Source organism: Actinomyces urogenitalis, assembly GCF_002861525.1.
Classification (GTDB): Bacteria; Actinomycetota; Actinomycetes; order Actinomycetales; family Actinomycetaceae; genus Actinomyces; species Actinomyces urogenitalis.
Genome location: NZ_PKHA01000002.1, coordinates 266,606 through 291,528, shown reverse-complemented (window position 1 = coordinate 291,528; position 24,923 = coordinate 266,606). Strand labels below are relative to the sequence as shown.

The following is a 24,923-nucleotide window of genomic DNA, read 5'->3' as shown; positions in this document are numbered from 1 at the left end:
CGCCTCCTTGGGTGCCGGCGCCCAGAGGTTAATACTGGCACCAGACACGCGCGCCACCCGGGCGCTCCACCTGAGAAGGACACGAAGGACACTGCCTGATGACTTACGTGATCGCCCAGCCATGCGTCGACGTCAAGGACCGCGCCTGCGTTGACGAGTGCCCCGTCGACTGCATCTATGAGGGGGAGCGCAGCCTCTACATCAACGCCGACGAGTGCGTGGATTGCGGAGCCTGCGAGCCGGTGTGCCCCACCGAGGCGATCTTCTACGAGGACGACGTCCCCGAGGAGTGGAGCGACTACACCCGCGCCAACATCGACTTCTTCTCCCTCAAGGACCTCGGCTCGCCCGGCGGCGCCCAGAAGACCGGCGCCCTGCCCTATGACGACCCGATGATCGCCGCGCTGCCGCCTCAGAACGAGGAGTACAAGGCCGAGCACGGCTTGGCCTGACCGCTCGGCCACCGCCCTGCGAGCGCGCTGACGGGCTGGTCGCCAGGTGGCCGCATGACTTCTTGAGCTGCGGGCGCCCGGAGCCCCAGGCTGCGCCCTGTGGCAGGATCGCGGCATGACTGAGGTCCACACGCCTGACGCTTCCCGGCTCCTGCCTCGCCCCCTTGCCCTGCCGGACTTCCCCTGGGACTCCCTGACTGCCTACCGAGCCCGTGCGGCCCAGCACCCGGACGGCGTCGTTGACCTCGCCGTCGGCACCCCGGTGGACCCCACGCCCCAGCTGGCGCGTCAGGCGCTGGCTGGCGCCGCTGACGCCCCGGGCTACCCGACGGCGATCGGTACCCCGCAGGTGCGCGAGGCCATCATCGGCTGGATGGCGCGACGGCGGGGCGTCCAGGGACTGACCCATGACGCCGTCATCCCGACCATCGGCTCCAAGGAGAGCGTGGCGTTCCTGCCCCTGCAGCTGGGCGTGCGTCCCGGTGACCTCGTGCTCCACCCCCGCGCTGCCTACCCGACCTATGACGTCGGCGCTCGCCTGGCCGGCGCCACCCCGGTGCCGGTGGATACGGACGCTGACCCGGCCACCTGGCAGCTTCCGGAAGGGGCCGAGGGCGGCCGCGTGGCGCTCGTGTGGCTCAACAGCCCGGGCAACCCGGACGGGCACGTCCTGTCCGTCGACCAGCTCGCGCGGATCGTGGCCTGGGCGCGTGAGCGCGGCGCCGTCGTCGCCTCGGACGAGTGCTACGCCGAGCTGGCCTGGAGCGAGCCCTGGGCCTCGACCGGGGTCCCGAGCCTGCTGGACCCGCGGGTGACGGGACGGCGCTGCGACGGCGGCCCTGACCTGCACGGGCTGCTCACTCTCTACTCCACCTCCAAGCAGTCTAACCTGGCCGGGTACCGCGCGGCCTTCCTCGCTGGTGACCCGGTGCTGGTGGGGGCGGTGACCCAGGTGCGCAAGCATTCTGGCCTGTTGGTGCCCACGCCGGTGCAGGCGGCGATGACGGCGGTGTTGGCGGACGACGCGCACGTCGAGGCGCAGCGCGAGACCTACCGGGCTCGGCGTGAGGCCTTGGTCGAGGCGACCAGCGTGGCCGGGCTCGTCAATGACCCTGCCTCGGTGGCCGGGCTCTACCTCTGGCTCGCCGGGCCTGCCTCCGTGAGCGCCTTCGACCTGGTGGGGGCCTTCGCGGAGCTGGGCATCGTCGTCGCCCCGGGCGACTTCTACGGTGAGGCCGGAGCCGGACGCGTGCGCATGAGCCTGACGGACACTGACGAGCGCGTGGCCGCTGCCTGCCAGCGTCTGCGGAGCACGGAGCTGTTCCGCTAGCCCTCTCTTCTTCTGTGCACGGCGGTTCTCAAGGTGTGCTCGAGCCCCGCCGTCGTCTCGAAGCCATTAAAGTGGCCTACGGAACAGGACCTAGGCCCCAGCGGGTGCCGCGTGGCAGTACGAGCTGCCCGGGTCCGCGCCTCCATCCGCAAGGAGTCATCATGACTGAGCAGAACGCCCCCACTACCGGCTCCGCCGTCGACCTGTCCGAGGCTGACGGGCCGGGTGTCCTCACCGTCGAGGACACGAGCCTGGAGCTGCCCCGCGTCCACGCCACAGAGGGCTCGGACGGCCTCGCCGTCGGCAGGCTCCTGGGTGCGACCGGCCTGGTGACCCTGGACCCGGGCTTCACCAACACCGCCTCGTGCACCTCGGACATCACCTATATCGATGGCGGTGCGGGCATCCTGCGCTACCGCGGCTACCCGATCGACGAGCTGGCCAAGTCCTCCACCTTCCTGGAGGTGGCCTACCTGCTCATCAACGGAGAGTTGCCTGACGCCCAGACCTATGAGCGCTTTGAGCGGCGGATCTCGCGTCACCGCCTCCTGCACGAGGACTTCCGCTCCTTCTTCACCTCCTTCCCCTCCTCCGGCCACCCCATGGCGATCTTGCAGGCAGGGATCTCCGGCCTGGCCACCTACTACGAGGACACCCTCAACCCGCACGACCCCTACGAGCGCGAGCTCGCCACGGTCCTGCTGCTGAGCAAGATGCCGACGATGGTCTCCTACATCGCCCGGCGGGCCATCGGACTGCCGCTGCTCTACCCCGACCCCAAGCGCGGCTACGTCGACGACTTCCTCCACATGACCTTCGGCATGCCCTACCAGTCCTACGAGATCGACCCGGCCGTGGTGCGGGCCCTGGACATGCTGCTCATCCTCCACGCCGACCACGAGCAGAACTGCTCCACCTCGACCGTGCGCCTGGTGGGCTCGGCCGACGCCAATATGTACGCCTCCGTGGCCGCTGGCATCGGTGCCCTGTCCGGGCCGCTGCACGGTGGGGCGAACGAGGCCGTGCTGCGCATGCTGGACATGATCCAGCGTGAGGGGATGACCACGGCTGAGTTCGTGCGCAAGGTCAAGGACAAGGAGGACGGGGTCCGGCTCATGGGATTCGGCCACCGGGTCTACAAGAACTACGACCCTCGCGCGGCCCTGGTCAAGGAGGCCGCCCACGACGTCCTGTCCCGCCTGGGCTCGGGCGAGGGGGACCGCAAGCTGGAGATCGCCATGGAGCTGGAGGAGGTCGCTCTGCACGACGAGTACTTCGTCTCCCGAAAGCTCTACCCCAACGTCGACTTCTACACCGGGCTCATCTACCAGGCCATGGGCTTCCCGACCAAGATGTTCACCCCGCTGTTCGCGCTGGGCCGCCTGCCGGGCTGGATCGCCCAGTACCGCGAGATGATCTCCGACCCGGCCAAGCGCATCGGCCGCCCGCGCCAGGTCTACACCGGTGAGGCTGAGCGCCACTACGTCGCCATGCACCGCCGCGAGCGCGAGGCCAAGGAGTACCCGGCCTTCCGCGACGGCGTGCCCAGCCTGGACCGCGTCGCGCGGGTGTGAGACAGGCTGCGCGCTGGAAGGTGTGACGACGGCGGAGCGGGCCTGCGCCGTCGTCGTCACACCTTCCAGCGCGGCCAGTGGCTTGGCCGGCGGCGTTGAGGGTACGGCTCCTGCCGTGCTCCTACTGACGCGAGTGCAGCTCCGGGTTGAGCTCGATACCCTTGCCGCCGCGCGCCAGCGCCTCGACGGCGCCGGACTGGGAGTTGCGGCGGAAGAGCACGTTGGAGGCCCCGGCCAGCTCACGGGCGGAGATGACTCGCGGCTCCTTGAACAGGCCGTGAGCACCCGGGACCACGCCGCCCGAAGGCAGCAGGGAGACCTTGGTACCGGCCGTCAGGTACAGGCCCGCCTCGACCACGCAGTCGTCGCCCAACGGGATGCCGAGGCCGGAGTTGGCACCCAGCAGGCAGCGCTCGCCCAGGGCTACGCGCTGACGACCGCCGCCGGAGAGCATGCCCATGGTGGAGGCACCGCCACCCACGTCCGAGCCGTCGCCGATGACCACGCCCTGGGAGACGCGGCCTTCGACCATGGAGCGGCCCAGGGTCCCGGCGTTGTAGTTGACGAAGCCGGCGTGCATGACGGTGGTGCCCTCGGACAGGTACGCGCCCAGGCGGACCTTGGCGGCGTCACCGATGCGCACGCCCGAGGGCAGGACGTAGTCGGTCATGCGGGGGAACTTGTCCACGGAGTTGATCTGGACGGGGTGGCCGAGCTTGGCGCGCAGGCGCATCCGCGTGGTCTCGAAGTCCTCGGTGGCGCAGGGGCCGGCGGAGGTCCACACCACCGAGGGCAGGCGGGAGAAGATGCCGTCGAGGTTGACGGTGTTGGGGCGGGCCAGGCGGTGGGACAGGACGTGCAGGCGCAGGTAGGCACCGGCGACCGTCTGAGGGGCGTCATCCAGGTCCGCCCAGGTGCGTACAACGGTGGTGTGGACGCCGCGGGCTTCGTCGCGTGCCTCCATCGCGGTCAGGCGAGCCAGGAGGTCGGCGTCGCCGTCCTCAGGCTCGTCTCCCAGGATCGGCTTCGGGTACCACACGTCGAGGGTGTGTCCGTCGTCGGTCACGGTGGCCAGGCCGAGGCCCCAAGCGCTGCGAGTTGTCATGGATCACAGGATAGGGGACTCAGGTCCCGTCTGCGGATCCTTTCCTGAGATCTGATCGTGCGAGAATCGCGTCATGGCGCGCACCACGATTCACCTCATGCGACACGGTGAGGTCCACAACCCCGAGGGCGTCCTGTACGGGCGCATGCCGGGCTACCACCTGTCAGACCTCGGCCGGGAGATGGCGGCCCAGGTGGCGGATGTGCTGTCCGCCGCCGGCCATGACATTGCCGGCGTGGTCACGTCCCCGCTGGAGCGTGCGGTCGAGACCGGAGCGCCCACTGCTGCTGCCTTCGGTCTGCAGGCGGACACGGACGAGCGCCTTATTGAGGCGGACAACCACTTCGAGGGTGTGGCCGTCAACCGCAACCGGTGGGTCCTGGCCCGCCCTGAGCACTGGCGCTACTACCTCAACCCTGCGCGACCCTCGTGGGGAGAGCCCTATACCGAGCTCGTGGCCCGCATGACGGCCGCCGTGCGTGAGGCGCGCACACGCTTCGAGGGTCACGAGGCCCTGCTGGTGTCACACCAGCTGCCGGTGTGGGCTACGCGCCTGTGGCTGGAGGGGCGGCCGCTGCTTCACGACCCCAGGAAGCGCCAGTGCTCCCTGGCCTCACTGACCTCCCTGACCTTCGACGGTGCCACCCTGGTGGGGCTGTCCTACTGGGAACCGGCCGGCGACCTGCTGCGGCGGGCTGAGGACATGGTTCCTGGGTCCTCAGCGGCGGCGGCGAAGATCGGCCAGGAGGCCCGGGCGTGACCCAGGGGCCGGTGCCGCAGGAGCCTGGTGGCGAGGTCGTCCCGGCCTCCGCCTCCAGTCTGGAGCGTTCCTCGGCCTCAGCGTCAGTCTCGGGATCGGCGGGCAGGCCCCGGCCTGCTCCGCGCCGTCCCTGGACGGGGCAGGACTTCGTGTGGTGGAACACCGCGGGCGTGCTCACGGCGCTGTGCGCGGGCCGGCGTCCTAACCCGGTCTCGCCCGTCGTCGACCCGGTGCGCCGAGCCTTCGCCGGTGACGAGGTCATGCTGGCGACCTGCGACGCTGAGATGCTTATGTGGCGTCGGGGGGACGCCACCTACAACCCCTCGCGCGGTTTCTTCCTGGCTGGTGGGCCCGTGGGCCTGGCGCTGACGGCGGCCTTCTTCGGCGGTCAGGCCTATCTCAATTCCCGGCGCAAGAAGGCGGCGCAGGCGGATGCCGTCGAGCGCTGGCGGCACCTGGCAGACGCGCGCCTGACGGTCTCGACCCACGGCATCTACCTGGGAACGGGGGAGGGGATCATGCCGATCGCCTACCGCGACGTGCAGGAGGTGCAGCTCACTGCTACGGGGGAGATCGTCATGGCGGCGGCCAATGCCTCCGGATCGGCGCGATGGAAGCTGCGGGCGCAGTGGGCCGAGCTCATCCTCATCCTGTGGGCGGCGCGTTATATGCCTGATCACCCCCAGGTGCTCGGACGCACCTGGCTGCCCGGGGACTGGTTCCTGCACGCGGCCGCCTACGGCTATGACGTCGACACCAGCGCCTGGCCTCGCTACACGCCGCCCGCCCTGCGCCCCTGACGGTTCTCTGCTCCAGGCCGTCCTCGGTCTTCCCCCGGCCTGTCTTTCTCGCGTCCTCCCTCGCTTGTCCCTCCTTTCCCTCCTCTCGTTCCCTTCTCTTTTCCTCTCCGCTTCTCCCACGCTCCCGGCCCTGGGCCTGGCCCTGGTCCACAGCCCTGTGCCGGGCCCATGTCTTCCCTCTCTTCCTTCGCCATATCGCCCGCGCTCCGGCTCTGCGCTCTGGCCTTGTGACTGCCGGTCCGTGTTTCCTCTTCCTTCTCCGCTTTTCTTCCCCTGCCTCCAGCTCTGCGCCCGTCTTCACCACCCTCGCCTTGGGGACTGGCTGCTGTCTTCTTGCGGACCCTGCTGCCAAGCGGGGTCTTTCGCTACCCCTTCGTGGCTGTCGCTATCTCTTGGTCACCGTCGCTATCCCGTGGCGCGTGCTGCGGGGTAGCGGAGGGCGTGGACGGATAGCGGAGGGCGGAATGGGGTAGCGGTGGAAGTGGGGCCTGGCTGCGCTGCGGGGTAGCGATGGGCGGAATGGGGTAGCGGGTGGTGCGGAAGGAGAGCGGAGGGCGGGATGGGATAGCGATCGGCGGGGCCACGCCAGTGCAGTCTGGGCCGGCCGGCGTGATGGGGGAGCGAGCGCGGGCACTGCGTCCTGGCACCGGCTCACGTGACCGGACACCGACGCAGACAGGCGAGAACGACCTACCCTTGCGATCCCCAGACCAGCGCCTTCACCGTCTCACCTCACCGGGGAGAGATCGCCTTCGCCTAGCGCTCGTGGCCCCGCGTGTCCTCGCCCTGATCGCCCTCGCCACCAGGCGGGTTTGACTCGTCCTCGGAGGAGCCCTGGGAACCGCCTTGGTGGTCCTGCGTCGTTGCGCCCTGTGAGCCGGAGTCGGCGTCATGGCGCTGGCGGCGCAGATCCTCGTCCAGGCGGCGTAGGAACTCCGGGTCGTCATCCGGGGCGGCGGGACGCGGACGCTGGGGACGTCTGAAGGAGGTGCCCTCCTGAGAGGACCAGACGGTGGGCTCGACGTAGCCGCCTCGCTCCTCGGCTGCCTTGACCCGACTGACGATGATCCAGGCCACCGGACCAACGACGGCCACCATGACGATGAGGATGATCCACATCATCTTGGGCATTCGGGCAGGCATGTCCTCATCAGGTGTGCGCGCGCAGTCGATGAGCGCGTACAGGGTCAGTGCCAGCGCGAGGACCGGGAGGAGCGCCTTCATGGGGCCCCACCCTAGTAGAAGCCGGGCAGGCCAGCGGGCCGCCAGGCTCTATGGCCGAGCCGGTGGGTAGCCAGGATCCACGGCCAGCGCCGGAGGGCCGCCAGGCTCCACGAGCGGAGTGCGCAAGCAGCCAGGTGTGCCACCCTGGTGCCGTGTCTGATCCCCTGCGCCCCACCTTCCCGGGCGTCACCTTCCCGGGCGTCACCTTCCCGGGCGCCACCTTCCCGGGCGCCACCTTCCCGGGCGCCCCCGACCCCGCGCCCTCTGACTCCCCGCGAGCTCGCGGCAGCGCACTCCCCGGCGGTACCCGGATCCACATGGTCCCAGGTGGGACCTCGCCGGCGCAGGTAGCCGAGCTCTTCCAGGCGATCTCCTCGCTCCTGGCTACGTCGCTCCCGGCCACGGCGCCCGGCAGCGCGGACACTCGGCGTACCTCTGACGACGCCGAGGGCCACGGCGCACCGGCGGCCTCGCCCTCTCAGCCGAGCGCGCCCTCGACCCTCCTCGTCCCCGTGGCCCCGGGGGAGGACCGCGCCGCACTGCGCGAGCGCCTGGAGCGCGTGCAGGCGCAGGGCGTGCCACCGAGCGCCGACCTCATCCTGCGAACCTCCGGCTCCTCCAGCGGCAGAGGAAGCCTCGTGGCCATGAGCGTCGCCGCCCTGATCTCCTCGGCGCGGGCAACCTACGCGCGCCTGGACGGCCCAGGCCGCTGGGTCCTGGCCCTGCCGGCGCATCATGTGGCCGGCCTGCAGGTGCTCGTGCGCTCTGCCCTGGCCGGGTACCCGCCCGTCGTCGTCGACACTCACGCGGGTTTCAGCACCCAGGCGCTGGCTGAGGGGCTGGAGGAGGTTCTCAGCCAGCGCGGACCGGCGCCGGTCTACACCTCGCTCGTCCCCACCCAGCTGCTGCGCTGCCTGGAGGACCCGCGTGCCGTGGCTGCCCTGGCCCGTGCGGCGGCCGTCCTCGTGGGAGGAGCGGCCACGGATCCTGCCCTGTATGAGCGTGCGCTCTCGGCGGGGCTGAGGGTGGTGCGCACCTACGGCATGAGCGAGACCGGTGGTGGCTGCGTCTATGACGGCCGGCCGCTGGACGGGGTCAGCGTGCGCCTGCTGGACCCTGATGGCGACGGCGTCGGCCGGATCGTCCTGGCCGGTCCGGTCCTGGCCGAGGCCTGCTGGGAGGGGTCCTCGCTGCTTCGCCCTGGCCTGGACGGTCGGGCCGAGCTGCTGACCTCGGACCGGGGCAGGCTCGACGACGGCGTCCTGACGGTGCTGGGACGCCTGGATGACGTCATCGTCACCGGCGGCGTCAAGGTGGAGCCGCGGGTGGTGGAGGAAGTGGTAGCCCGCCTGGCGGGGGTCGCCCAGTGCTGCGTCGTCGCCGTGCCTGACGCCCAGTGGGGCGCTGCCGTGGTCGCCGTGGTCGTGGCGAGCCCCGGCCAGTCCCTCGATGCTGAGGGCCTGCGGGCGGCTGCGCGTGCCAGGCTCGACGGCGCCCACGCGCCCAAGCACGTCCTGGTCGTCGACCGGCTTGCCGAGCGGGGCCCGGGCAAGGTCGACCGGCGGGCGGTGGCTGCCCTGGCCCGCGCGCGCCTGGTGGGGTAGGTCAGGACGCCTGGCAGGTATCCCAGTCCGGGGCTCGTCTCAGTCTCTGGGCGCTTCCGCGGTAGGCTCGTGGGGCCCTAGTCTGAAGGAGAAGCGTGTCCGCTTACGATGGTCCTGTTCCCCCGTCCACGTCGCGCCCCAGTGCGCCGGAGGCGGAGGGCCCGCGCGCTACGAGCTGGGCCGAGGTGGTGCGGCTGCGTACTCTCCCGGCAGCCCTGGCGCCGGTCATCCTCGGGGCGGGAGCCGCGGGGGCGCTGGGAACCTTCTCCCTGCCGCGCACGCTCCTGGCTGGCGGCGTGGCCCTGGCCCTCCAGATCGGCTCGAACCTGGCCAATGACTACTCCGACGGCGTGCGGGGCACCGACGACGATCGCACCGGCCCACCGCGTCTGACTGCCTCTGGCCAGGTACGTCCGGCTGTGGTCAAGTACGCCGCCTTCGGCTGCTTCGCCCTGGCGGGCCTACTCGGCCTGGCCCTGCTGGCACTGTCTGGCCAGTGGTGGCTGGTCGGGGTCGGTATCGCGGCGGTGGCGGCGGCCTGGTTCTATACCGGAGGCTCCCACCCCTACGGCTACGCCGGGCTGGGCGAGGTTTTCGTCTTCGTCTTCTTCGGACTGGTGGCCACCAGCGGGACCGTCTACGTCCAGGGTGGCCTGGTGCCAGGGTGGGTCTGGCTGTCTGCCTGCGGCATCGGCCTCATCGCCTGCTCGCTGCTCATGGTCAACAACCTGCGTGACATCAACACTGACCCGGCTCACGGCAAGCGGACCCTGGCCGTGCGCCTGGGCCAGGCGCGGGCGCGCTCGGCCTTTGTCCTCATGGTGCGCCTGCCCGTCCTGCTGGGGATCGCGGCGCTGACCTGGGCGCGCTGGAGCGAGAGCCGGGACGGCAATGCGCTGGGAGGAGCGCTCATACTGATCGTCGTGGCGGCGGTGCTAGCGCTCGCGGCCCATCGTGTGAGCCTCCCCGTGCGCGGCGGCGCGCAGGGGCGTGCCCTCATTCCGGCACTGCGGGACGCTGGTCTGTACGAGCTCGTCTACGGCGTCGTCATGGCGCTGGGCCTGCTGGCCGTGACCGCGGCCTGACCGGTCTCGCGCGCTCACAGCAAGGCGGCGTGCTTCTAGCAGCTGAAAACATGCTGCCACGAGTTCGAAGCACGCTTTAACTAGCGAAGCACGCTGCCACAGTGGTGGGTGTGCTGACGCCGACAGTGCGCCCACCGGCTCGTGTGCTGTGCGGTGGCGGGTGGGCTCAGCCGGGCGGCAGCCCCGAGGACAGGCCTGCGCTGCCGCCCGGCCCCTGATGGGTCAGTGAGTGGCCGCCTCCAGGGCGACCTCGGCGTCAGGCTCGTGGGTGATGCGGTTGCGCAGGTCGCGTCGCACGATCTCGATGGACCACATCCACACGATGTGGCCGAAGAACTCAGAGAAGTGCTCGGACCAGGTCTGAGCGCCCTCGATCCACGGGAAGGGGTTGGGGGCCCAGCCCATGATCGGCATGAAGATCACGTGGGCGAAGACGTAGACGGAGATGCCGAAGACGGCGCCCTGCCACAGCTTGATCTTGGGGAAGTACTCCGCGGCGATGCAGTAGATGAGGCCGAAGACGATTGCGAAGCTGAAGTGGACGATGAAGGAGTAGATCGGCAGCGGGTTGTTGGAGAAGGTGACCGTCGCGTGCGAGGTCTCCGGGCTCATGCCGAACCACTCCAGCATGGCCTGGGGCGGGTTGGTGTCCGAGCGCAGCCCAGGGGTGCGGGGCGGGAAGGGAACCTCCCAGCCGAACTTGACGATGGCGGAGAAGACGCCGCCGATCAGGCCGACGAGCGCGGCCGTTCCGAGACGACGGCGGTTGGGCTCGGTTGAGCCGAGCAGGCGGGTGATCCAGGTGGGCATGGGAGACCTCCGGGCACGGGACGGCGGCGCCGTCTGGGGAAGGAGGGCGCCACCGGCGGGCCGGGAGACCGTCGGGCGCACGCCCTCGTGGTCGTTACCACCATGACACTGCCGGCCCGCGGCGTCCACGTGAGGCGTGCGTGAGATATGTCAATCGTTAGTCATAAGGGGGGCGCCCTAGAAGTAGTAGGGGAAGGCCGACCAGTCCGGCTCGCGGCGCTGGAGGAAGGCGTCACGGCCCTCAACCGCCTCGTCGGTCATATAGGCCAGGCGCGTCGCCTCTCCGGCGAAGACCTGCTGGCCCGCCAGGCCGTCGTCGGCCAGGTTGAAGGCGAGCTTGAGCATCCGGATGGCCTGGGGAGACTTGCTGGCCACAATCGCGGCGTACTCCAGCGCCTTGTCCTCCAGTGCGGCGTGGTCCACCACCTCGTTGACCACGCCCCAGCGCTCAGCCTCCACTGCGTCATAGGTACGGGCGAGGAAGAAGATCTCTCGCGCCCGTTTGTCCCCCACCTGGCGAGCCAGAAGCGCCGAGCCGTAGCCGGCGTCGAAGGAGCCGACGTTGGCGTCGGTCTGCTTGAAGCGCGCGTGCTCGCGCGAGGCGATGGACAGGTCGCACACCACGTTGAGGGAGTGCCCGCCGCCTGCGGCCCACCCTGAGACCGCCGCGATGACGACCTTGGGCATGGTGCGAATGAGCCGCTGGACCTCCAGGATGTGCAGCCGGCCCGCCCGCGCGGCGTCGATACGAGCCTGGCGTGCAGCCACCTCGGCGTCGTGGGAGTCCTGGTCACCTGAGGCGGGGACGGAGGCTGAGGCGGGGACGGAGGCTGAGGCGGGGACAGCGTCCGAGACCGAGCCAGGATCGACGCCGTCGCCTGGGTGAGTCTCGCGCTCACCAGCCCCCGGCGCGTCGTCGCTCCTCTCGTAATGGTAGCCGTCGCGGCCGCGGATGCGCTGGTCCCCGCCGGAGCTAAAGCCCCAGCCCCCGTCCTTGGGGGAGGGGCCGTTGCCGGTGAGGATGACGGCGCCCACGTCACCGCTCATCCTCGCGTGGTCGAGCACGCGGTAGAGCTCATCGACTGTGCGCGGCCGGAAGGCGTTGCGCAGCTCGGGGCGGTCAATCGCCACCCGCACCACGGGGAGGTCACGCAGCCAGCGGCCGGAGGCATCGCGCTGGCAGCCGCGGTGGTAGGTGACGTCAGTCAGGACGACGTCGTGGCTGGCCGAAGGGCCAGGCTCGCCCGGGGCGCCGGCAGGGTGGTGGGCGTGACGGAAGCCCTCGACCTCACGCCAGCGGGAGGGATCGAAGATCTCGGACACGCGCGCAGGCACGGGGAAGGACTCGCTCATGCGCCACAGCCTAGGTCAGGGGCGCGGCTGCGGCTGGCAAAGGCCCTCGCGCAGGAGGCGGCCTCGATACCCTGTGGGCATGGGGCAGCACAAGGACGCGCACGGGCCTGCTGGCGGCCCGCACCAGGACGACCGTCACGGCGCCGTCCCAGCCGACCTGGCTGGTGGGCGCAGCGCGGGGAAGGACCGTTCCTTCATCCCCGTGCGCGACGGCGGTGGCCGGGTCGACTCCGAGACCGGGCGCCTGCGCGAGGTGATCGTCCACCGTCCAGGTTGCGAGATCGCGCGCCTGACGCCGATCAACGCCCCCTCCCTTCTCTTCGACGACGCCCTCAATATCGACCGGGCCCAGGCTGAGCACGACGCCCTGACTGCGATCCTGCGGGCCGAGGGCGTCCTCGTCCACGACTTCCGCGAGCTGCTGACCGAGTCCCTGGCCTACCCGCAGGCCCGCGAGCTCGTCCTTGCGCAGACAGTCGGTCCCCAGACTGTGGGTGTATCCACCTCGCAGGTCCTCACAGACTTCCTCCAGTCCCTGCCTGACGCTGAGCTGGCCGAGGTGCTGCTGGCCGGCATCACGCGCGCCGAGCTGCGCGAGAGACTCAGCCCCGCGGATGCGCGCACGCTGTTCGACACCACCTTCCTGTCCACCCTGGAGGGCCAGTTCGTCATCACCCCGCTGCCCAACCACCTGTTCACCCGCGACACCTCGGCCTGGCTCTACGGGGGCAAGCACGTCAACACCATGGCCCTGGCTCCCCGGCGCCGCGAGGCGGTCAACTATGAGGCCGTCTACCGCTACCACCCAGCCTTCGCCGGGCGTGGCCTGTTGTGGAGCGAGGAGCACGGGGCCTCGATGGCCACGGTCGAGGGTGGTGACTTCCAGGTCCTGGGCAACCGCAGCCTCGTGATCGGCCTGTCCCACCGCTCCAGCGCCGCTGGGGTCGAGCGCCTGGCCACTAGGCTCTTTGACGACGGCGTGGCTGACCGGGTCATCGGCGTGCACATGCCCGACCGTGCCTTCTACACCGAGCTGGACGCCGTCATGCACCTGGACACCCTCATGACGATGGTCGCCCCGGACACCTACCTGCGCTTCGAGGGCTTCAAGGAGGTCACCACCGTCGAGATCGAGCCAGGGGCCAGCCACGGCTCCACCAAGGCGCGCAGCGCCGGCCGCTCCTCGCTGCGGGTGACGGTCCATGACGGCGCCGAGATGGACAGGGTCCTGGCCAGGGCCGCGGGGATCGACTCCTTCACCGTCATCAGCCCGGACATGTCGGACGAGGCCGAGGCGCTGCGCGAGCTGGCGCGCGACTCATGCAACGTCGTCGCCCTGGCTCCTGGACGGGTCATCGGCTATGCCCACAACCAGGCCGCCAACGACGTCCTGCGCCGTGCCGGCGTCGAGGTGCTGGAGACCCCGGGGGTCGAGCTCGTGCGGGGGCGGGGCGGCGCCCACTGCATGACCTGCCCCGTCACCCGCGACCCGGTGTGACGCACCTGCTGGCGCTCGGCTTGGGACGGGTAGTGACCACGGCATAGGCTCGCCCGCGGATACTGCGGACCCAGGCCAGGAGGACACGTGAGACACACTGGTGGCGGAGCTGAGCACACTGGCGCTGACCAGCGGCAGCTGAGCCTGGCCCAGGCTGCCCGGGTTCTCTATGAGGCGGGGATCCTGCGCGAGGTCGTCACCACCGACGGGTGGTTCGTGGACCCCGATCACCTGCCCGAGCTCTGGCTGAGCTCGGTGGTCTATGACACCCGGATGATCACCCCGGGAGCGCTGCTCGTGGTCAAGGGCCGCTTCAAGGAGGACTACCTCCTCCCGGCCCAGGAGCAGGGCATGGTGGCCTACGTCGCTGAGCGGGAGTACAGCTCGCTGACCACCTGCCCCGGCCTTATCGTCACTGACGCCCTGGAGGCGATGAGCCTCCTGGCCGCCGAGCTCTACGGTCACCCGGAGCGCGAGCTGACCATCGTCGGGATCACGGGGACCAAGGGCAAGACGACAACGGCGCACCTGGTCCACGCGGTCCTGAGCCAGGTCACCGGTGGGCGCAGCGCGATGTTCTCCTCTAATCACCTGTGCCTGGACGGGCGGACCTTCACTCCCGCGGTGCTCACGACCCCCGAGTCAGCTGACTCCCTGCGCATGATGCGCCAGGCCCTGGACGCTGGCATGACGCACCTGGTCATGGAGGTCTCCTCCCAGGCCTACAAGCTCAAGCGGGTCTTCGGCCTCACCTTTGACGTGGGGGTCTTCCTCAACATCGGTCAGGACCACATCAGTCTCGTCGAGCACCCCACCTTTGAGGATTACTTCTTCTGCAAGCGTGAGCTCATCCGTCACAGCAGGCAGCTCGTGCTCAACGCGGACACGGACTATCACGGCCTGCTGACCGAGGAGGCGCGGCTGGCAGGGGCGAGGACGCTCACCGTCTCGCGTGAGGACGGGGACCTCATCCTCACCCAGGAGGGCGAGGGCTTCACCCTGCGCTACCACGGTCAGGAGGTCGCCGGCTCCGCTGACCAGCCGATGCGGCTGCGCCTGGCCGGCGCCTTCAACCAGGACAACGCCGCAGCAGCAGTCGCCGTGGCCCTGTCCCTGGGATCACCTGCCGGCTCCCCGCAGCTGCGCGCGCTTGAGCAGGTTCAGGTCTCGGGGCGGATGGAGCGGCTCGTGAGCGCTGACGGCGTGGTCGGCTATGTCGACTTCGCGCACAACCACCTGTCGACCTCCTCCCTGCTCGACGAGGTCGAACGGGTCTACGGTCGTGAGAACCCGCGGATCATCCTGGTGTCAGGCTCGACCGGGGGCAAGGCGGTCAACCGACGCCAGGGCATTGTCACCGCCGCCAATGGACGCGTGGACTCCTTCATCTTCACCGAGGACGATCAGGACCGGGAGAACGCCACCCAGATCGCCCGCCAGATGCGCGGCTACGTCACGGACACCGAGGCCTCCACCCAGATCGTCATGCCCCGGGCCAAGGCCATCGAGGCGGCCGTGGCCCAGGCACGTGAGTACCCGGGACGACGCAACGTCATCCTCGTCATCGGTAAGGGCGACGAGGTTTACAACGTCGTCAACGGCGTCAAGCAGCCCTACGAGGGCGACGCCGTCGTGCTGCGCCGGCTGCTGGGCTGAGCCGCCCAAGCCCTCGCCAGACGGCGGTGAGGTCTGAGTGGGGGCGGGGTGATGGGCCTGCAGGCGTGGCGGGTCTGGCGGGAGCGGCGCGAGGAACGAGCGACGCGGATGGTAGCCAAAGGCTCCTCACCCCGCCCCCGCTACTGCCAGGCCGCGGCTCAGCCCAGGCGGCTGGCGCTGGCGCCTGGCCGGGTGACGATCGTCGTCGCCGCGGCCGGGCCACCGGCCTCGCGCTGGTAACGCTCCAGCCAGGCCGTGGCAAAGTCCTCGGCGCCCGGAGCCGGGACGACGGCGTAGACCGAGCCACCCCAGCCGGCTCCGAAGGCGCTGGCGCCGATCGCCCCGAGGTCGCGGGCCAGGGACACCATGGCGTTGGTCGCCGGGACCTGGTTGAGCAGCCGGGAGTCCGCCAGCGCGTGGGAGCGAGCGAGGACCTCGCCGACGGCGCCGGCGTCGCCGGCGGCCACCGCCTGGGCCCCGGCCGGTACCAGGACGAGGGACTCGATGAGGAACTGCTCCACGCGGCCACGCTCGTAGCCCGGCTCAGTCAGGTCGAGCAGGCGGTGCAGCTCGGGCGACCCGGCCGCCTCCTCGCCGGTGGCCTCGCCGATGAGGCAGGCCACGGCCGAGGCCAGGAAGGCGTCCTGGCGCCCGGTGGACTTATTCCACCGGGCCAGGACCGAGCGCAGCGTGAGCGGGCCACGGTTGTAGTTGGCCAGGGCCGCTCCCGTCTTCTCCGCCAGCACGCCGCTGACGCCGACGACGATGGCCCAGTCCTCGGGGAAGGCGACGCGCTCGCGGATCTCCATGGGGGCGAAGCGGGCCAGCAGGAGGGTGTCGGCCTCACCGCAGAGCATGCCCGTGTGGTCCTCGGAGCCACCCTGGGTGCCCACGCCCTCGGCGCCCAGCAGCTCGCGCCACGGGCGCCCCGCCTCGACCCCGGCGAGGTACCCGGCCAGGGACAGGCGGTCGGGGATGTTGCGTCTCCACAGCTCGGTGGAGCTCCAGCCGTTGAGGTCGGCCAGAGCCAGGGCGCTGGCGCAGATGAGGGCAGAGGAGGAGCTCATCCCCGAGGCGGGGGGTAGGTCGGAGGTGATGGTCAGGTGCGCGGGCACGCTGGGCCCGAAGTTCGCCGTCAGGCGGTCGAGCACCGTCTGCAGGTAGCGTCCCCAGTGACCGGCCGCAAGGCCGTGGTCCATGCCTGCCTGCAGGCTGACGGGCTCGCCCCCGGCCGTGGTGGTGGCTGAGAGGAAGCCCGCTGCGCCGTCGACCTGCTCGGCCACGGCGCTCACGCCCCGGTCCACGGCGCCGACCAGCACGTTCCCGCCGGCGTAGTCGGTGTGCTTGCCGAGGAACTCGATGCGGCCGGGCACCCGCCAGGCGCCGCGTGTACCGACTGCGCTCACAGTGCCACCTCCGCGTGCGCCAGGCGCGCTTGGACGTCAGCGACGTCCTCGCGGCGCGAGAGGTCCAGGACCGCGCCCTGGACGGGCAGGACGCTGACCGGGCTGGCCAGGGCCCGCACGGCGTCGACGATCTCCAGCTCGCCGCGGGGCGAGGGGGCGATCCGGGAGCAGGCCTGGAAGATCTCGGGGGTGAAGACGAAGGCGTTCATGGACACCAGTGCGTGCTCGCCGGCGGCATCGACCACCTCGGGGGCGGGCTTCTCCACGATCTCGGTCAGCAGCCCGTCGGCCTCGCGCACCAGGGCGAAGGCCGCCACCCGCTCAGCCGGGATGTTGGAGCCCGCCACCAGTGCGGCCCGGTCGAATCCGAGCAGGGCGTTGCCCTCGTGCTCGGCCAGGGCCCGCAGTCCGTGGGTCGGGTAGTAGTTGTCCCCGTTGACCATGAGGAAGGGCTCCTCACCCACCACCTGCTCGGCGCAGGCGACGGCGTCGGCGGTGCCTCGAGGCTCGCTCTGGACGGCCAGCTCGATGCTCAGCCGCATGGGGGCGAGGTCAGCGATGTGGGCGTCGAAGGCCTCGTGCTCGGGGCCGACGACGAGCACGACCCGGCTGATCCCGGCGTCGGCCAGGGCGGACAGGCTGTAGTCGACGAGCAGGTGCTCGCCGATGGGCATGAGGGCCTTGTAACCGCTGGCGGCCGCGGCGGCCTGGGCGGGGGAGAGAGCGGCCTGGGCGCCGGTCTCGGCGCGCATGCGGGTGCCGAGACCGCGTGCCAGGACGACGGCGGTGCGTACCTGCGTGGCAGGGGTGGTGTGAGCCTCAGTCATGGGAATCTCCTGAGTTGGGGGGGCTACTGGCCGAGCCCGTAGTGGGAGGCGACGGCGTCGGCCGTGCGCTGCGCCAGCTCGCCGTCGGGCATCTCGGCGAAGACGCGCAGCAGGGGCTCGGTGCCGGAGAAGCGGATCGTCACCCAGCCATCGCCCTTGAAGTACACCTTGCAACCGTCGGCCCAGCTGACGTGGTCGGTCTGCAGACCCAGGGCCGTAAAGTCCGGCAGGTCGTGATGGGTGAAGATCTGCTCCGTGAGCTCAGCGCGGCGGGTGGCGGTGAAGCCGTAAGCCTCCTCGACCATGACCAGCTCGCCGTAGCGGGAGACCAGGTCGGCGTAGAGCTCGGAGAGCTTCTTGCCGGAGGCCGCCACCGCCTCCACGAGCAGGGAGCCTGCGTAGACGCCGTCCTTGCCTGGGATGTGGCCGCGCACGGTCAGGCCGCCCGAGGACTCGCCGCCGATGACGGCGTCAGTCTCGGCCATCTTGGCGCTGATCCACTTAAAGCCCACCGGCACCTCGTAGCAGACCTGGCCGTGAGCCTTGGCCACGCGGTCCAGCAGGTGGGTGGTGGACATATTGCGCACCGCCGGGCCGCTCCAGCCCTTGCGGGTGAGCAGGTAGTCGTAGAGGAGGACCAGGACCTGGTTGGGGGTGAGGTAGTGCCCCTCGTCATCGATGATCCCCAGCCGGTCTGCGTCGCCGTCGGTAGCGATGCCCAGGTCCGCCCCGCGCTCGACGACGGCGTGCTGGAGGGCCGCCAGGGTCCCCTTAGCCGGCGAAGGCATGCGGCCGCCGAAGAGCGGGTCATGGCGCTCGTTGATGACGTCAACCTGGCAGCGGGCCGTGAGCAGGATCGTCTGCAGGCTGGTCTGGGCCACGCCGAACATGGGGTCCAGGACGAGGTGGAGGTGGGCGTGACGGATCGTCTCGACGTCGAGCTTGTCCAGGATGGCGTCCAGGTACCAGTTGATGGAGTGCTGGATGGTCACCAGCTCGCTGCCGCGGACCTCGTGGGGCTCCAGGGCCTTGACGTCCTCCTCGCCCAGGGCGTTGACCTGCTGGGTGAGGGACTCAGTGAACTCCAGGTCCGCGTCACGGCCCCCGGGCAGGAAGACCTTGATGCCGTTGTACAGGGCGGGGTTGTGGGAGGCGGTGACGGCCATGCCGTAGGCGGCCCCCAGGTTGCCCACGGTCCACATCGTGGTGGGGGTGGGGGTGGGACGGTCGATGACGGTGACCGGCACGCCGTTGCCTGCCAGGACCTCGGTGGCCCACCAGGCGGCGGTGTCGGAGAGGAAGCGTCGGTCGTAACCGATGACGACGCGGCCGGGCCGGGCGCCGGGGGAGGTCTCGGCCAGGATGCGGTTGGCCAGGCCCTGAGCCAGGAGACGGACGTTGGCGCGGGTGAACTCGTCGCCGATGACGGCTCGCCAGCCGCCGGTTCCGAAGTGGATCATGACTACCTTCTGTGGCAGGTGGGAGGGTGTGCAACTAGGAGGCTGGGTGGTGCTCAGCCCTTGACGGCGCCGGCGGTCAGGCCGGCCTTCCAGTAGCGCTGGAGGATGAGGAAGAGGATCACCAGCGGCAGGACCCCGAGCAGCGCTCCCTGGAGGACGGCGCCGTAGGTCGGGTCAAAGTAGGACATCATGCCGTACAGGCCCAGGGTGACGGGCTTGAGGGCGACGTTGTTGGTCACCATCATCAGCGGCAGCAGGAAGTTGTTCCAGGTCGCCACGAAGATGAACAGGAAGATGGTCACCATGGCCGGCGCCAGGATGGGCAGCACCATGGTGAAGAAGATGCGGAACTCGCCGGCGCCGTCGATGCGGGCGGCGTGCCCGGCCCGGCCGATGGGTAGTGGGTGGCGGGATCTCAGGCGTCGTCGCCGAGAAGCCACTGCTGACCTCCTGCCTCTAGGTGGATGGTGCGCGGACCCCTGGGCGTGTGGACCTGGGTGGTCACCGGCTCCAGGGTGTTATTGAAGGCCAGGAGCTGTCCTCCTGGGTAGGTGGCGACCTCGACGCGCGGGTCGACGGCGGCCCAACGCTCGAAGTCCGACTCCGCCCCGGCAGCCCAGAAGATGGCGCGGTGCAGCAACCGGGAGTTGTCCGCGTTGTAGGGCAGGCCGGTGGCGTAGACGGTGCGGCCGGCCCCGAAGTGGCTGGCTGCCAGGCGGACCTGGCCGTCGGCGGCGTCGAGGACCTGGGTACGGTGCCCGGTGACGACGACGTCGGGGGTGCCTTCGCCGTCGTCGAAGCTGGCGGTGAGGTCTGCGGTGATGAAGTGGTCCGGCTGGACCTCCAGGGGCCGGTTGGTGCTCAGGCCCCAGCCGGTCTCGCGGTCCACGCCCAGCGCGTCAGCCAGCTGGAAGGTGACGCCGTCGCGGGGGTGATCGGAGGGGGCGCCCACGCCGATGAAGCCGCCGCCGCGGGCGATGAAGGCGTTGACGGCCTCGACCAGGGCCGGGTCGTCCCACTCGCGCCCGCCGGAGAAGGCCGTGCCTGTACCTCCGGCGTTGATGAGGACGGCGACGTCGCTGGGCACGCCCTCGCGCAGGTCGTCGAAGGACAGGAAGCTGACCTCCAGCGGCAGGCCGGACAACGCCTCCAGCACGCCGATGTAGGAGTAGGTCTGGCGATACCACAGGGCGTGGGCCACCATGTGGGTCATCCACGAGCGCAGGCGGCCCCAGGAGCTGATGACGGCAACCTTGAAGGGAGCCGCGAGCGGGCGCTGGCCGCCGCTGCAGGTGTGCAGCGAGCGGAACTGCGCGACGATCTCCTCCACGCGGTCGATGAAGTCAGGGTGCTCCACCGCCAGGGACAGGTAGCCGCCGTAACCGATGCGGTCCAGTGGGGAGCGCACGATCGCGCGGCGTGCCTGGAGCCAGGACTCGTTGGCCTCGGCCACCGGGTCCCCATCCGGGTGGAAGACGTCGGGGAAGAAGTAGGGCAGGAAGCGGCCCTCGGTGTAGCGCACGTGGGGGATGTCGGCGATCATGCGGCAGGTCGCGCCCGAGCCCACGGAGCCCACGACGGCGTCCAGGCCGGCGTCGGCGAAGTGCTCGCCGTAGGGCTCGGTGCCGATCCAGTTGTCCCCCAGGAACATCATCGCCTCCTTGCCGGCGGCGTGGACGGCGTCGGTCAGCTCGCGCACGCGGGAGGTGACGAAGCGGTGCTGGAAGCTGATCCAGTCGCGGAAGGCGCGGGTCGGAACGCGGAAGGGGGAGTTGTAGTAGCCGGCGTCGACGAAGTCCTCGGGGGTGAGCCGGTAGCCGTACTCGGCCTCGAAGGCCTCCAGTGCCGGCACCGAGACCGAGGCGGAGTAGCCGAACCAGTCGACGAAGCGTTCCTTGGCGTCCGGGCCGTAGACGAGGGTGAAGTGGTAGAAGAAGGTGGTGAAGCGGACGACGTCGACCTCGGGGTGGTCCCGGAGCCAGCCGTCGAGGTGGGCGCGCACGTGCGCCCAAGTGGCCTCGTGCCGCACGTCGAAGGGCTTCTCCTTCACGCGCGTGGGGTCTTGGTCCCAGCCGTTGGTGAGGTAGTTGTACATCTGGGTGGGGTCCCAGGTCTGGGTGGCCAGGTAGCTGACCGTGTAGGCGTGGCCGGCCTGCGGCTCCAGGACCGTGACCGTGTGGCCGTCCTCCTCCAGGCGCCAGGCGGCGGGGGACAGGGGCTCACCGACGGTACGGTCGTAGGCCTGCCACCAGCGGGCGGTGTCACAGGTGACGTCCGGGCGGACCTGCTCGGCGAACCAGGAGGCGGTCAGGTCAATGGCCAGCGGGCTCTCGTCGGTGGCGACCACGCGGTCAGAGGACAGGAAGATCCGCGTGGCCTCGTCCGGGTGGGCGTCAGCCCAGGCGTTGTCCCCACGTCCGACGAAGTAGGTGGAGTAGACCTTGGCGGCCAGTTCGTGGACCAGTTCGGGCAGCTCGGTACCGTCCGAGTTACGCACAGCGTCCGCGCCCAGGCGCTCCATGAGCTCGCGCACCTGGGCGTCCATGCCGGTCTGGATGGGGAGGGTGAGGCGACCGGCGCCGGCTGCGTCGTCGCGTCCAAGGGCCTGAGGGGCCATCAGCACTCCTTCGGGCTGAATATTTCGAACTACGAACAAACTACAGCATGATCGCGTCTCGCGCTAGTGGGGAGGACAAATTCGCCTGTGTCCGCTTGGTTGTTGGGTCGGTTGAGGTCCTCAGCCGGCCACGCCCACCTGGCTGGCCCCTCCAATCCGTCGCTTTAGGTGCTTAACCGTCGATTCCCATGCTTGCCACAACCGAATCGACTGTTTGGGGCCTAAACCGATGGCCTGGGTCCGTCTGGCTGGCCCCTCCAATCCGTCGCTTTAGGTGCTTAACCGTCGATTCCCATGCTTGCCACAACCGAATCGACTGTTTGGGGCCTAAACCGATGGCCTGGGTCCGTCTGGCTGGCCCCTCCAATCCGTCGCTTTAGGTGCTTAACCGTCGATCCCCATGCTCGCCACAACCGAACCGACTGTTGAGGGCCTGAAGCGATGGGAGTGGGGGTGAGTGTGGAGCTCATCAGCGCCGGGGCGGATGGTCTGGGTTGTGTCGGAACCTCGAAACTGACTGTTTGGGGCCTAAACCGATGGCCTGGGTTCGCCTGGCTGGCCGCTCCAATCTGTCGCTTTAGGTGCTTAACCGTCGATTCCCATGCTTGCCACAACCGAACCGACTGTTGCCGGCCTGAACCGACGACCTTGGGCAAGTTGAGAGCCCCGAACCGACTGTTGCCGGCCTGAACCGACGACCTTGGGCAAGTTGGGGGCACGACGGCGAGGCGCGCCCCGGCGCTCCTGGCACGCGGCCTGGGCTGGCTCAGTCCTGGGGCTGGAGGACGGTCGGATCGGCTAGGACCGGTTCGAGCGAGACCAAGGCAGCTCCCAGTGACGGGGCCCAGGGGCCCAGCCGGGAGGCAAGGAGGTGAACCGCGGGACGATCGTCCAGGCGCCGTGCTTCCAGCGACGCGGCCGTCGGGGCGAGGAGGACGTCATCGAAAGCGGCGAGCCAACCTGACAGGACAATGACCTGAGGGTTGAGGACGTCAACCAGGATCGCCAGGCCGCGCTCCAGGTCGTGCTGCGCCTGGGCCAGCCGCTCGATCAGGACCTGGTCCCCGGCGTCAAAGCGCTCGCGCAGCATGGCGATACGCGACACCAGGGAGCGGGCATCGTCATGGACCGGGTCCTGCGGCGGGTAGATCGCGGTCAGTGAGTGCAGGCCGATGAGAGTCTCCCAGCACCCGCGCCGGCCGCAGCGGCACACCTGCCCGTCCGTCTCAACCGGCATATGCCCAACCTCGCCGGTCGATCCGTACCAGCCGCGCAGCAGGTGGCCGTCAGCGATGATGCCCGCACCCACGCCCTCTCCGCCTGAGAGGTAGAGCAGGTGCCGCACGCCCTTGCGGGCGTAGTCGCCGTAGGCGGCCAGGGCCGCGAGCTTGGCATCGTTCTCCATCGCCAGCTCCGGCAGGGCGGCGTCCTCGGGAAGGTCGCGCGCCAGAGCGGAGCGCAGGGCCTCCAGCAGCGGGGCGTCGTGCCAGCCGAGCGAGGAGGAGAAGCGTACGGTGCCGCTGGTGTAGTCCAGGGCGCCGGTCTGCGCGACGACGACCTCCAGCACCGCCACACCCTGGCTGCGCAGCTTCTCCAGCTGTGCCGTCAGCAGGGCGGAGAGCTGGTCGATGACGGCGGTAAAGGAGCGAGCGGGGTCCGCAATAAGGCAGGACTCCTGGGTCACGACCCGTCCTGCCAGGTCCACTACGGTCAGCAGCAGGGAGTCGATGCCGATCTCGGCGCCCACCCCGGCCACCGCCTGCGCCGCGATCTGCAGCGCGGTGCTGGGGCGACCGACGTTGCCTGACATGTCTGGAGCGCCCTCGCTGACCAGCCCCCGTGCGCACAGCTCGGCGACGAGCGTGGAGACCGTGGCCTTGGACAGCCCGGTCTGGCGGACCAGCTCCGTGCGCGAGCACGGCGGCCCGGCCTGCAGGTGTCGCAGGATGAGGGACATGTTGGAGATACGCACGTCTGCGTGCGCCTTGGGGCCGCCGGCTCCGGAGGCTGCAGGGAACCCGGGCGCAGCAAGAGCGTCGACCGGGGTCCGTCCGACCACTGGCACGCTTGCTCCTTCCTGCTGACGGTACCGGGGCAGGGGTGGTCTCACGACGGCGGTGGCGGGCACCTGTGCCCACCGCGGCCTGGGGCTCGACGACGTGGCACACCCTAGCCTGTCTCGCACCGGTGCCGTGGGCCATACTGGATCCAGGGACCGTCCGGTGCTCGTACCGGACGCGTCGTCAGCCGCCGGTTCCTCCGACGCGCTGTAGCCCACCACTGAAAGGGTCGCCCGTGACCAGTACCTCTGCCAGCCCCACAGCCTGCCTGCCGGCACCTGACCCCACCGTCCTGGCCGGGCTGAAGGGGAGGTCCTTCCTCCGCGAGCTCGACTTCTCCCCCGAGGAGTGGATGACCTTCATCCAGCTGGCGGCCCAGCTCAAGGCGGAGAAGAAGGCCGGGCGCGAGACCCAGCGCCTGCGCGGGCGCAACATCGCCCTGGTCTTTGAGAAGACCTCCACCCGCACCCGTTGCTCCTTCGAGGTCGGTGCGGCCGACCAGGGCGCCTCGACGACCTACCTCGACCCCTCCGGTTCCCAGATGGGGCACAAGGAGTCCGTGGCGGACACCGCCCGGGTGCTCGGCAGGATGTTTGACGGGATCGAGTACCGCGGGGACGAGCAGGCCAAGGTCGTCCAGCTCGCAGAGCTATCCGGCGTGCCGGTGTGGAACGGCCTGACGGACCAGTGGCACCCCACCCAGATGCTGTGCGACAGCCTGACGATGCTCGAGCACGCGGGCAAGCCCACCGGCGAGATCTCCTACGCCTACGTGGGTGACGCGCGCTTCAACATGGGCCGCTCCCTGCTGGTCAACGGCGCCATGATCGGTGCGGACGTGCGCATCGTCGCCCCCCGGGCCCTGTGGCCGGATGAGGAGTGCATCGCCCAGGCCCACCAGGTGGCCGAGCGCACTGGTGCGCGGATCACGGTGACGGAGTCGGTACCGCAGGGCGTGGCCGGCGTCGACTTTGTCCACACCGACATCTGGGTCTCCATGGGCGAGCCCAAGGAGGTGTGGGACGAGCGGATCGCCATGCTGCGCGACTACCAGGTGAACGCCTCCCTCATGGAGCTGGCCGGCCCCCAGGCCCGCTTCATGCACTGCCTGCCCGCCTACCACAACCGCCAGACCGCCATCGGTGAGGAGATCTACCAGGCCACCGGCATGGACGGGGTCGAGGTGACTGAGGAGGTCTTCGAGTCCGAGCGCTCGATCGTCTTCGACCAGGCCGAGAACCGGATGCACACCATCAAGGCCGTCATGGTGGCCACCCTGGGCGACTAGGCCAGGCCAGCCCG

General features: G+C 70.0%; 19 protein-coding genes and 1 pseudogene. 10 read left to right on the top strand and 10 right to left on the bottom strand.

Annotated elements, in window-relative coordinates; genetic code table 11:
- Positions 1-98 precede the first annotated feature (98 nt).
- The 3 genes from fdxA (at position 99) to CYJ26_RS03955 (ending at position 3,356) form a co-directional block, all read left to right on the top strand.
- Positions 99-452, top strand: coding sequence for a ferredoxin (gene fdxA, locus CYJ26_RS03965; RefSeq protein ID WP_006548945.1), 354 nt, complete (start codon positions 99-101; stop codon positions 450-452).
- Positions 453-567: 115 nt separating this feature from the next.
- Complete coding sequence (gene dapC, locus CYJ26_RS03960) at positions 568-1,782, top strand: succinyldiaminopimelate transaminase (protein ID WP_006548946.1); 1,215 nt, start codon at positions 568-570, stop codon at positions 1,780-1,782.
- A 161-nt stretch (positions 1,783-1,943) separates the two neighbouring features.
- Positions 1,944-3,356, top strand: a complete 1,413-nt coding sequence (locus tag CYJ26_RS03955) for a citrate synthase (protein WP_006548948.1) — start codon at positions 1,944-1,946, stop codon at positions 3,354-3,356.
- 121 nt (positions 3,357-3,477) lie between these two features.
- Here CYJ26_RS03955 and dapD read toward each other — a convergent pair whose 3' ends face one another.
- Positions 3,478-4,461, bottom strand: coding sequence for a 2,3,4,5-tetrahydropyridine-2,6-dicarboxylate N-succinyltransferase (gene dapD / locus CYJ26_RS03950; RefSeq protein WP_006548949.1), 984 nt, complete (start codon positions 4,459-4,461; stop codon positions 3,478-3,480).
- A 73-nt stretch (positions 4,462-4,534) separates the two neighbouring features.
- On the opposite strand from dapD, the gene CYJ26_RS03945 reads away from it, so the two are divergent.
- Entirely contained in the window at positions 4,535-5,221 is a 687-nt protein-coding gene (locus CYJ26_RS03945) for a histidine phosphatase family protein (protein WP_034236801.1), read from the top strand.
- The gene (locus CYJ26_RS03940) at positions 5,218-6,021 is read left to right on the top strand and encodes a hypothetical protein (protein WP_101637981.1); all 804 of its coding nucleotides are present in this window, start codon (positions 5,218-5,220) and stop codon (positions 6,019-6,021) included. The genes CYJ26_RS03945 and CYJ26_RS03940 overlap by 4 nt, the downstream gene beginning before the upstream one ends.
- 756 nt (positions 6,022-6,777) lie before the next feature.
- Here the strand turns inward: CYJ26_RS03940 and CYJ26_RS03935 are convergent.
- Complete coding sequence (locus tag CYJ26_RS03935) at positions 6,778-7,245, bottom strand: PLD nuclease N-terminal domain-containing protein (RefSeq protein WP_006548952.1); 468 nt, start codon at positions 7,243-7,245, stop codon at positions 6,778-6,780.
- A gap of 152 nt (positions 7,246-7,397) precedes the next feature.
- Here CYJ26_RS03935 and CYJ26_RS11125 point away from each other — a divergent pair, with 152 nt between their 5' ends.
- Positions 7,398-8,849: an AMP-binding enzyme gene (locus CYJ26_RS11125; protein ID WP_276327959.1), complete on the top strand. Its 1,452-nt coding sequence runs from the start codon at positions 7,398-7,400 to the stop codon at positions 8,847-8,849.
- Between the two features lie 185 nt (positions 8,850-9,034).
- Entirely contained in the window at positions 9,035-9,934 is a 900-nt protein-coding gene (locus CYJ26_RS03920) for a 1,4-dihydroxy-2-naphthoate polyprenyltransferase (RefSeq protein ID WP_006548954.1), read from the top strand.
- Between the two features lie 222 nt (positions 9,935-10,156).
- Here CYJ26_RS03920 and CYJ26_RS03915 read toward each other — a convergent pair whose 3' ends face one another.
- The gene (locus tag CYJ26_RS03915; protein WP_101637979.1) at positions 10,157-10,744 is read right to left on the bottom strand and encodes a YagU family protein; all 588 of its coding nucleotides are present in this window, start codon (positions 10,742-10,744) and stop codon (positions 10,157-10,159) included.
- 177 nt (positions 10,745-10,921) lie between these two features.
- Positions 10,922-12,097, bottom strand: coding sequence for a 1,4-dihydroxy-2-naphthoyl-CoA synthase (locus CYJ26_RS03910; protein WP_006548956.1), 1,176 nt, complete (start codon positions 12,095-12,097; stop codon positions 10,922-10,924).
- 79 nt (positions 12,098-12,176) lie between these two features.
- On the opposite strand from CYJ26_RS03910, the gene CYJ26_RS03905 reads away from it, so the two are divergent.
- Both CYJ26_RS03905 and CYJ26_RS03900 read left to right on the top strand, forming a co-directional pair.
- Positions 12,177-13,595 carry an arginine deiminase gene (locus tag CYJ26_RS03905; protein ID WP_239668753.1) on the top strand — a complete coding sequence of 473 codons (1,419 nt, stop codon included), beginning with the start codon at positions 12,177-12,179 and terminating at the stop codon, positions 13,593-13,595.
- A gap of 87 nt (positions 13,596-13,682) precedes the next feature.
- A complete protein-coding gene (locus tag CYJ26_RS03900; protein WP_052039876.1) occupies positions 13,683-15,251 on the top strand; it encodes a Mur ligase family protein in 1,569 nt (522 codons plus the stop codon).
- Positions 15,252-15,409: 158 nt separating this feature from the next.
- Here CYJ26_RS03900 and CYJ26_RS03895 read toward each other — a convergent pair whose 3' ends face one another.
- The 6 genes and pseudogenes from CYJ26_RS03895 to CYJ26_RS03870 all read right to left on the bottom strand — a co-directional run bounded on the left by CYJ26_RS03895 (position 15,410) and on the right by CYJ26_RS03870 (position 23,626).
- Positions 15,410-16,657, bottom strand: a complete 1,248-nt coding sequence (locus CYJ26_RS03895; RefSeq protein ID WP_034236812.1) for a galactokinase family protein — start codon at positions 16,655-16,657, stop codon at positions 15,410-15,412.
- Positions 16,654-17,484: a nucleotidyltransferase family protein gene (locus CYJ26_RS03890; RefSeq protein ID WP_006548961.1), complete on the bottom strand. Its 831-nt coding sequence runs from the start codon at positions 17,482-17,484 to the stop codon at positions 16,654-16,656. Before CYJ26_RS03890 ends, CYJ26_RS03895 begins: the two co-directional genes overlap by 4 nt.
- A gap of 23 nt (positions 17,485-17,507) precedes the next feature.
- Positions 17,508-18,944 carry a phosphohexomutase domain-containing protein gene (locus CYJ26_RS03885; protein ID WP_006548962.1) on the bottom strand — a complete coding sequence of 479 codons (1,437 nt, stop codon included), beginning with the start codon at positions 18,942-18,944 and terminating at the stop codon, positions 17,508-17,510.
- Between the two features lie 53 nt (positions 18,945-18,997).
- Positions 18,998-19,321 (bottom strand): annotated as a pseudogene (locus CYJ26_RS03880) (carbohydrate ABC transporter permease); the annotation flags it as partial.
- 38 nt (positions 19,322-19,359) lie between these two features.
- Positions 19,360-21,561: a 1,3-beta-galactosyl-N-acetylhexosamine phosphorylase gene (gene gnpA / locus CYJ26_RS03875; protein ID WP_006548964.1), complete on the bottom strand. Its 2,202-nt coding sequence runs from the start codon at positions 21,559-21,561 to the stop codon at positions 19,360-19,362.
- A 766-nt stretch (positions 21,562-22,327) separates the two neighbouring features.
- Positions 22,328-23,626 (bottom strand): ROK family transcriptional regulator, encoded by a 1,299-nt coding sequence (locus tag CYJ26_RS03870; protein WP_244902013.1) that lies wholly within the window; start codon positions 23,624-23,626, stop codon positions 22,328-22,330.
- A 287-nt stretch (positions 23,627-23,913) separates the two neighbouring features.
- Between CYJ26_RS03870 and argF the strand changes: the two genes are divergently transcribed.
- Positions 23,914-24,909, top strand: coding sequence for an ornithine carbamoyltransferase (gene argF, locus CYJ26_RS03865; RefSeq protein ID WP_034236865.1), 996 nt, complete (start codon positions 23,914-23,916; stop codon positions 24,907-24,909).
- Positions 24,910-24,923 lie beyond the last annotated feature (14 nt).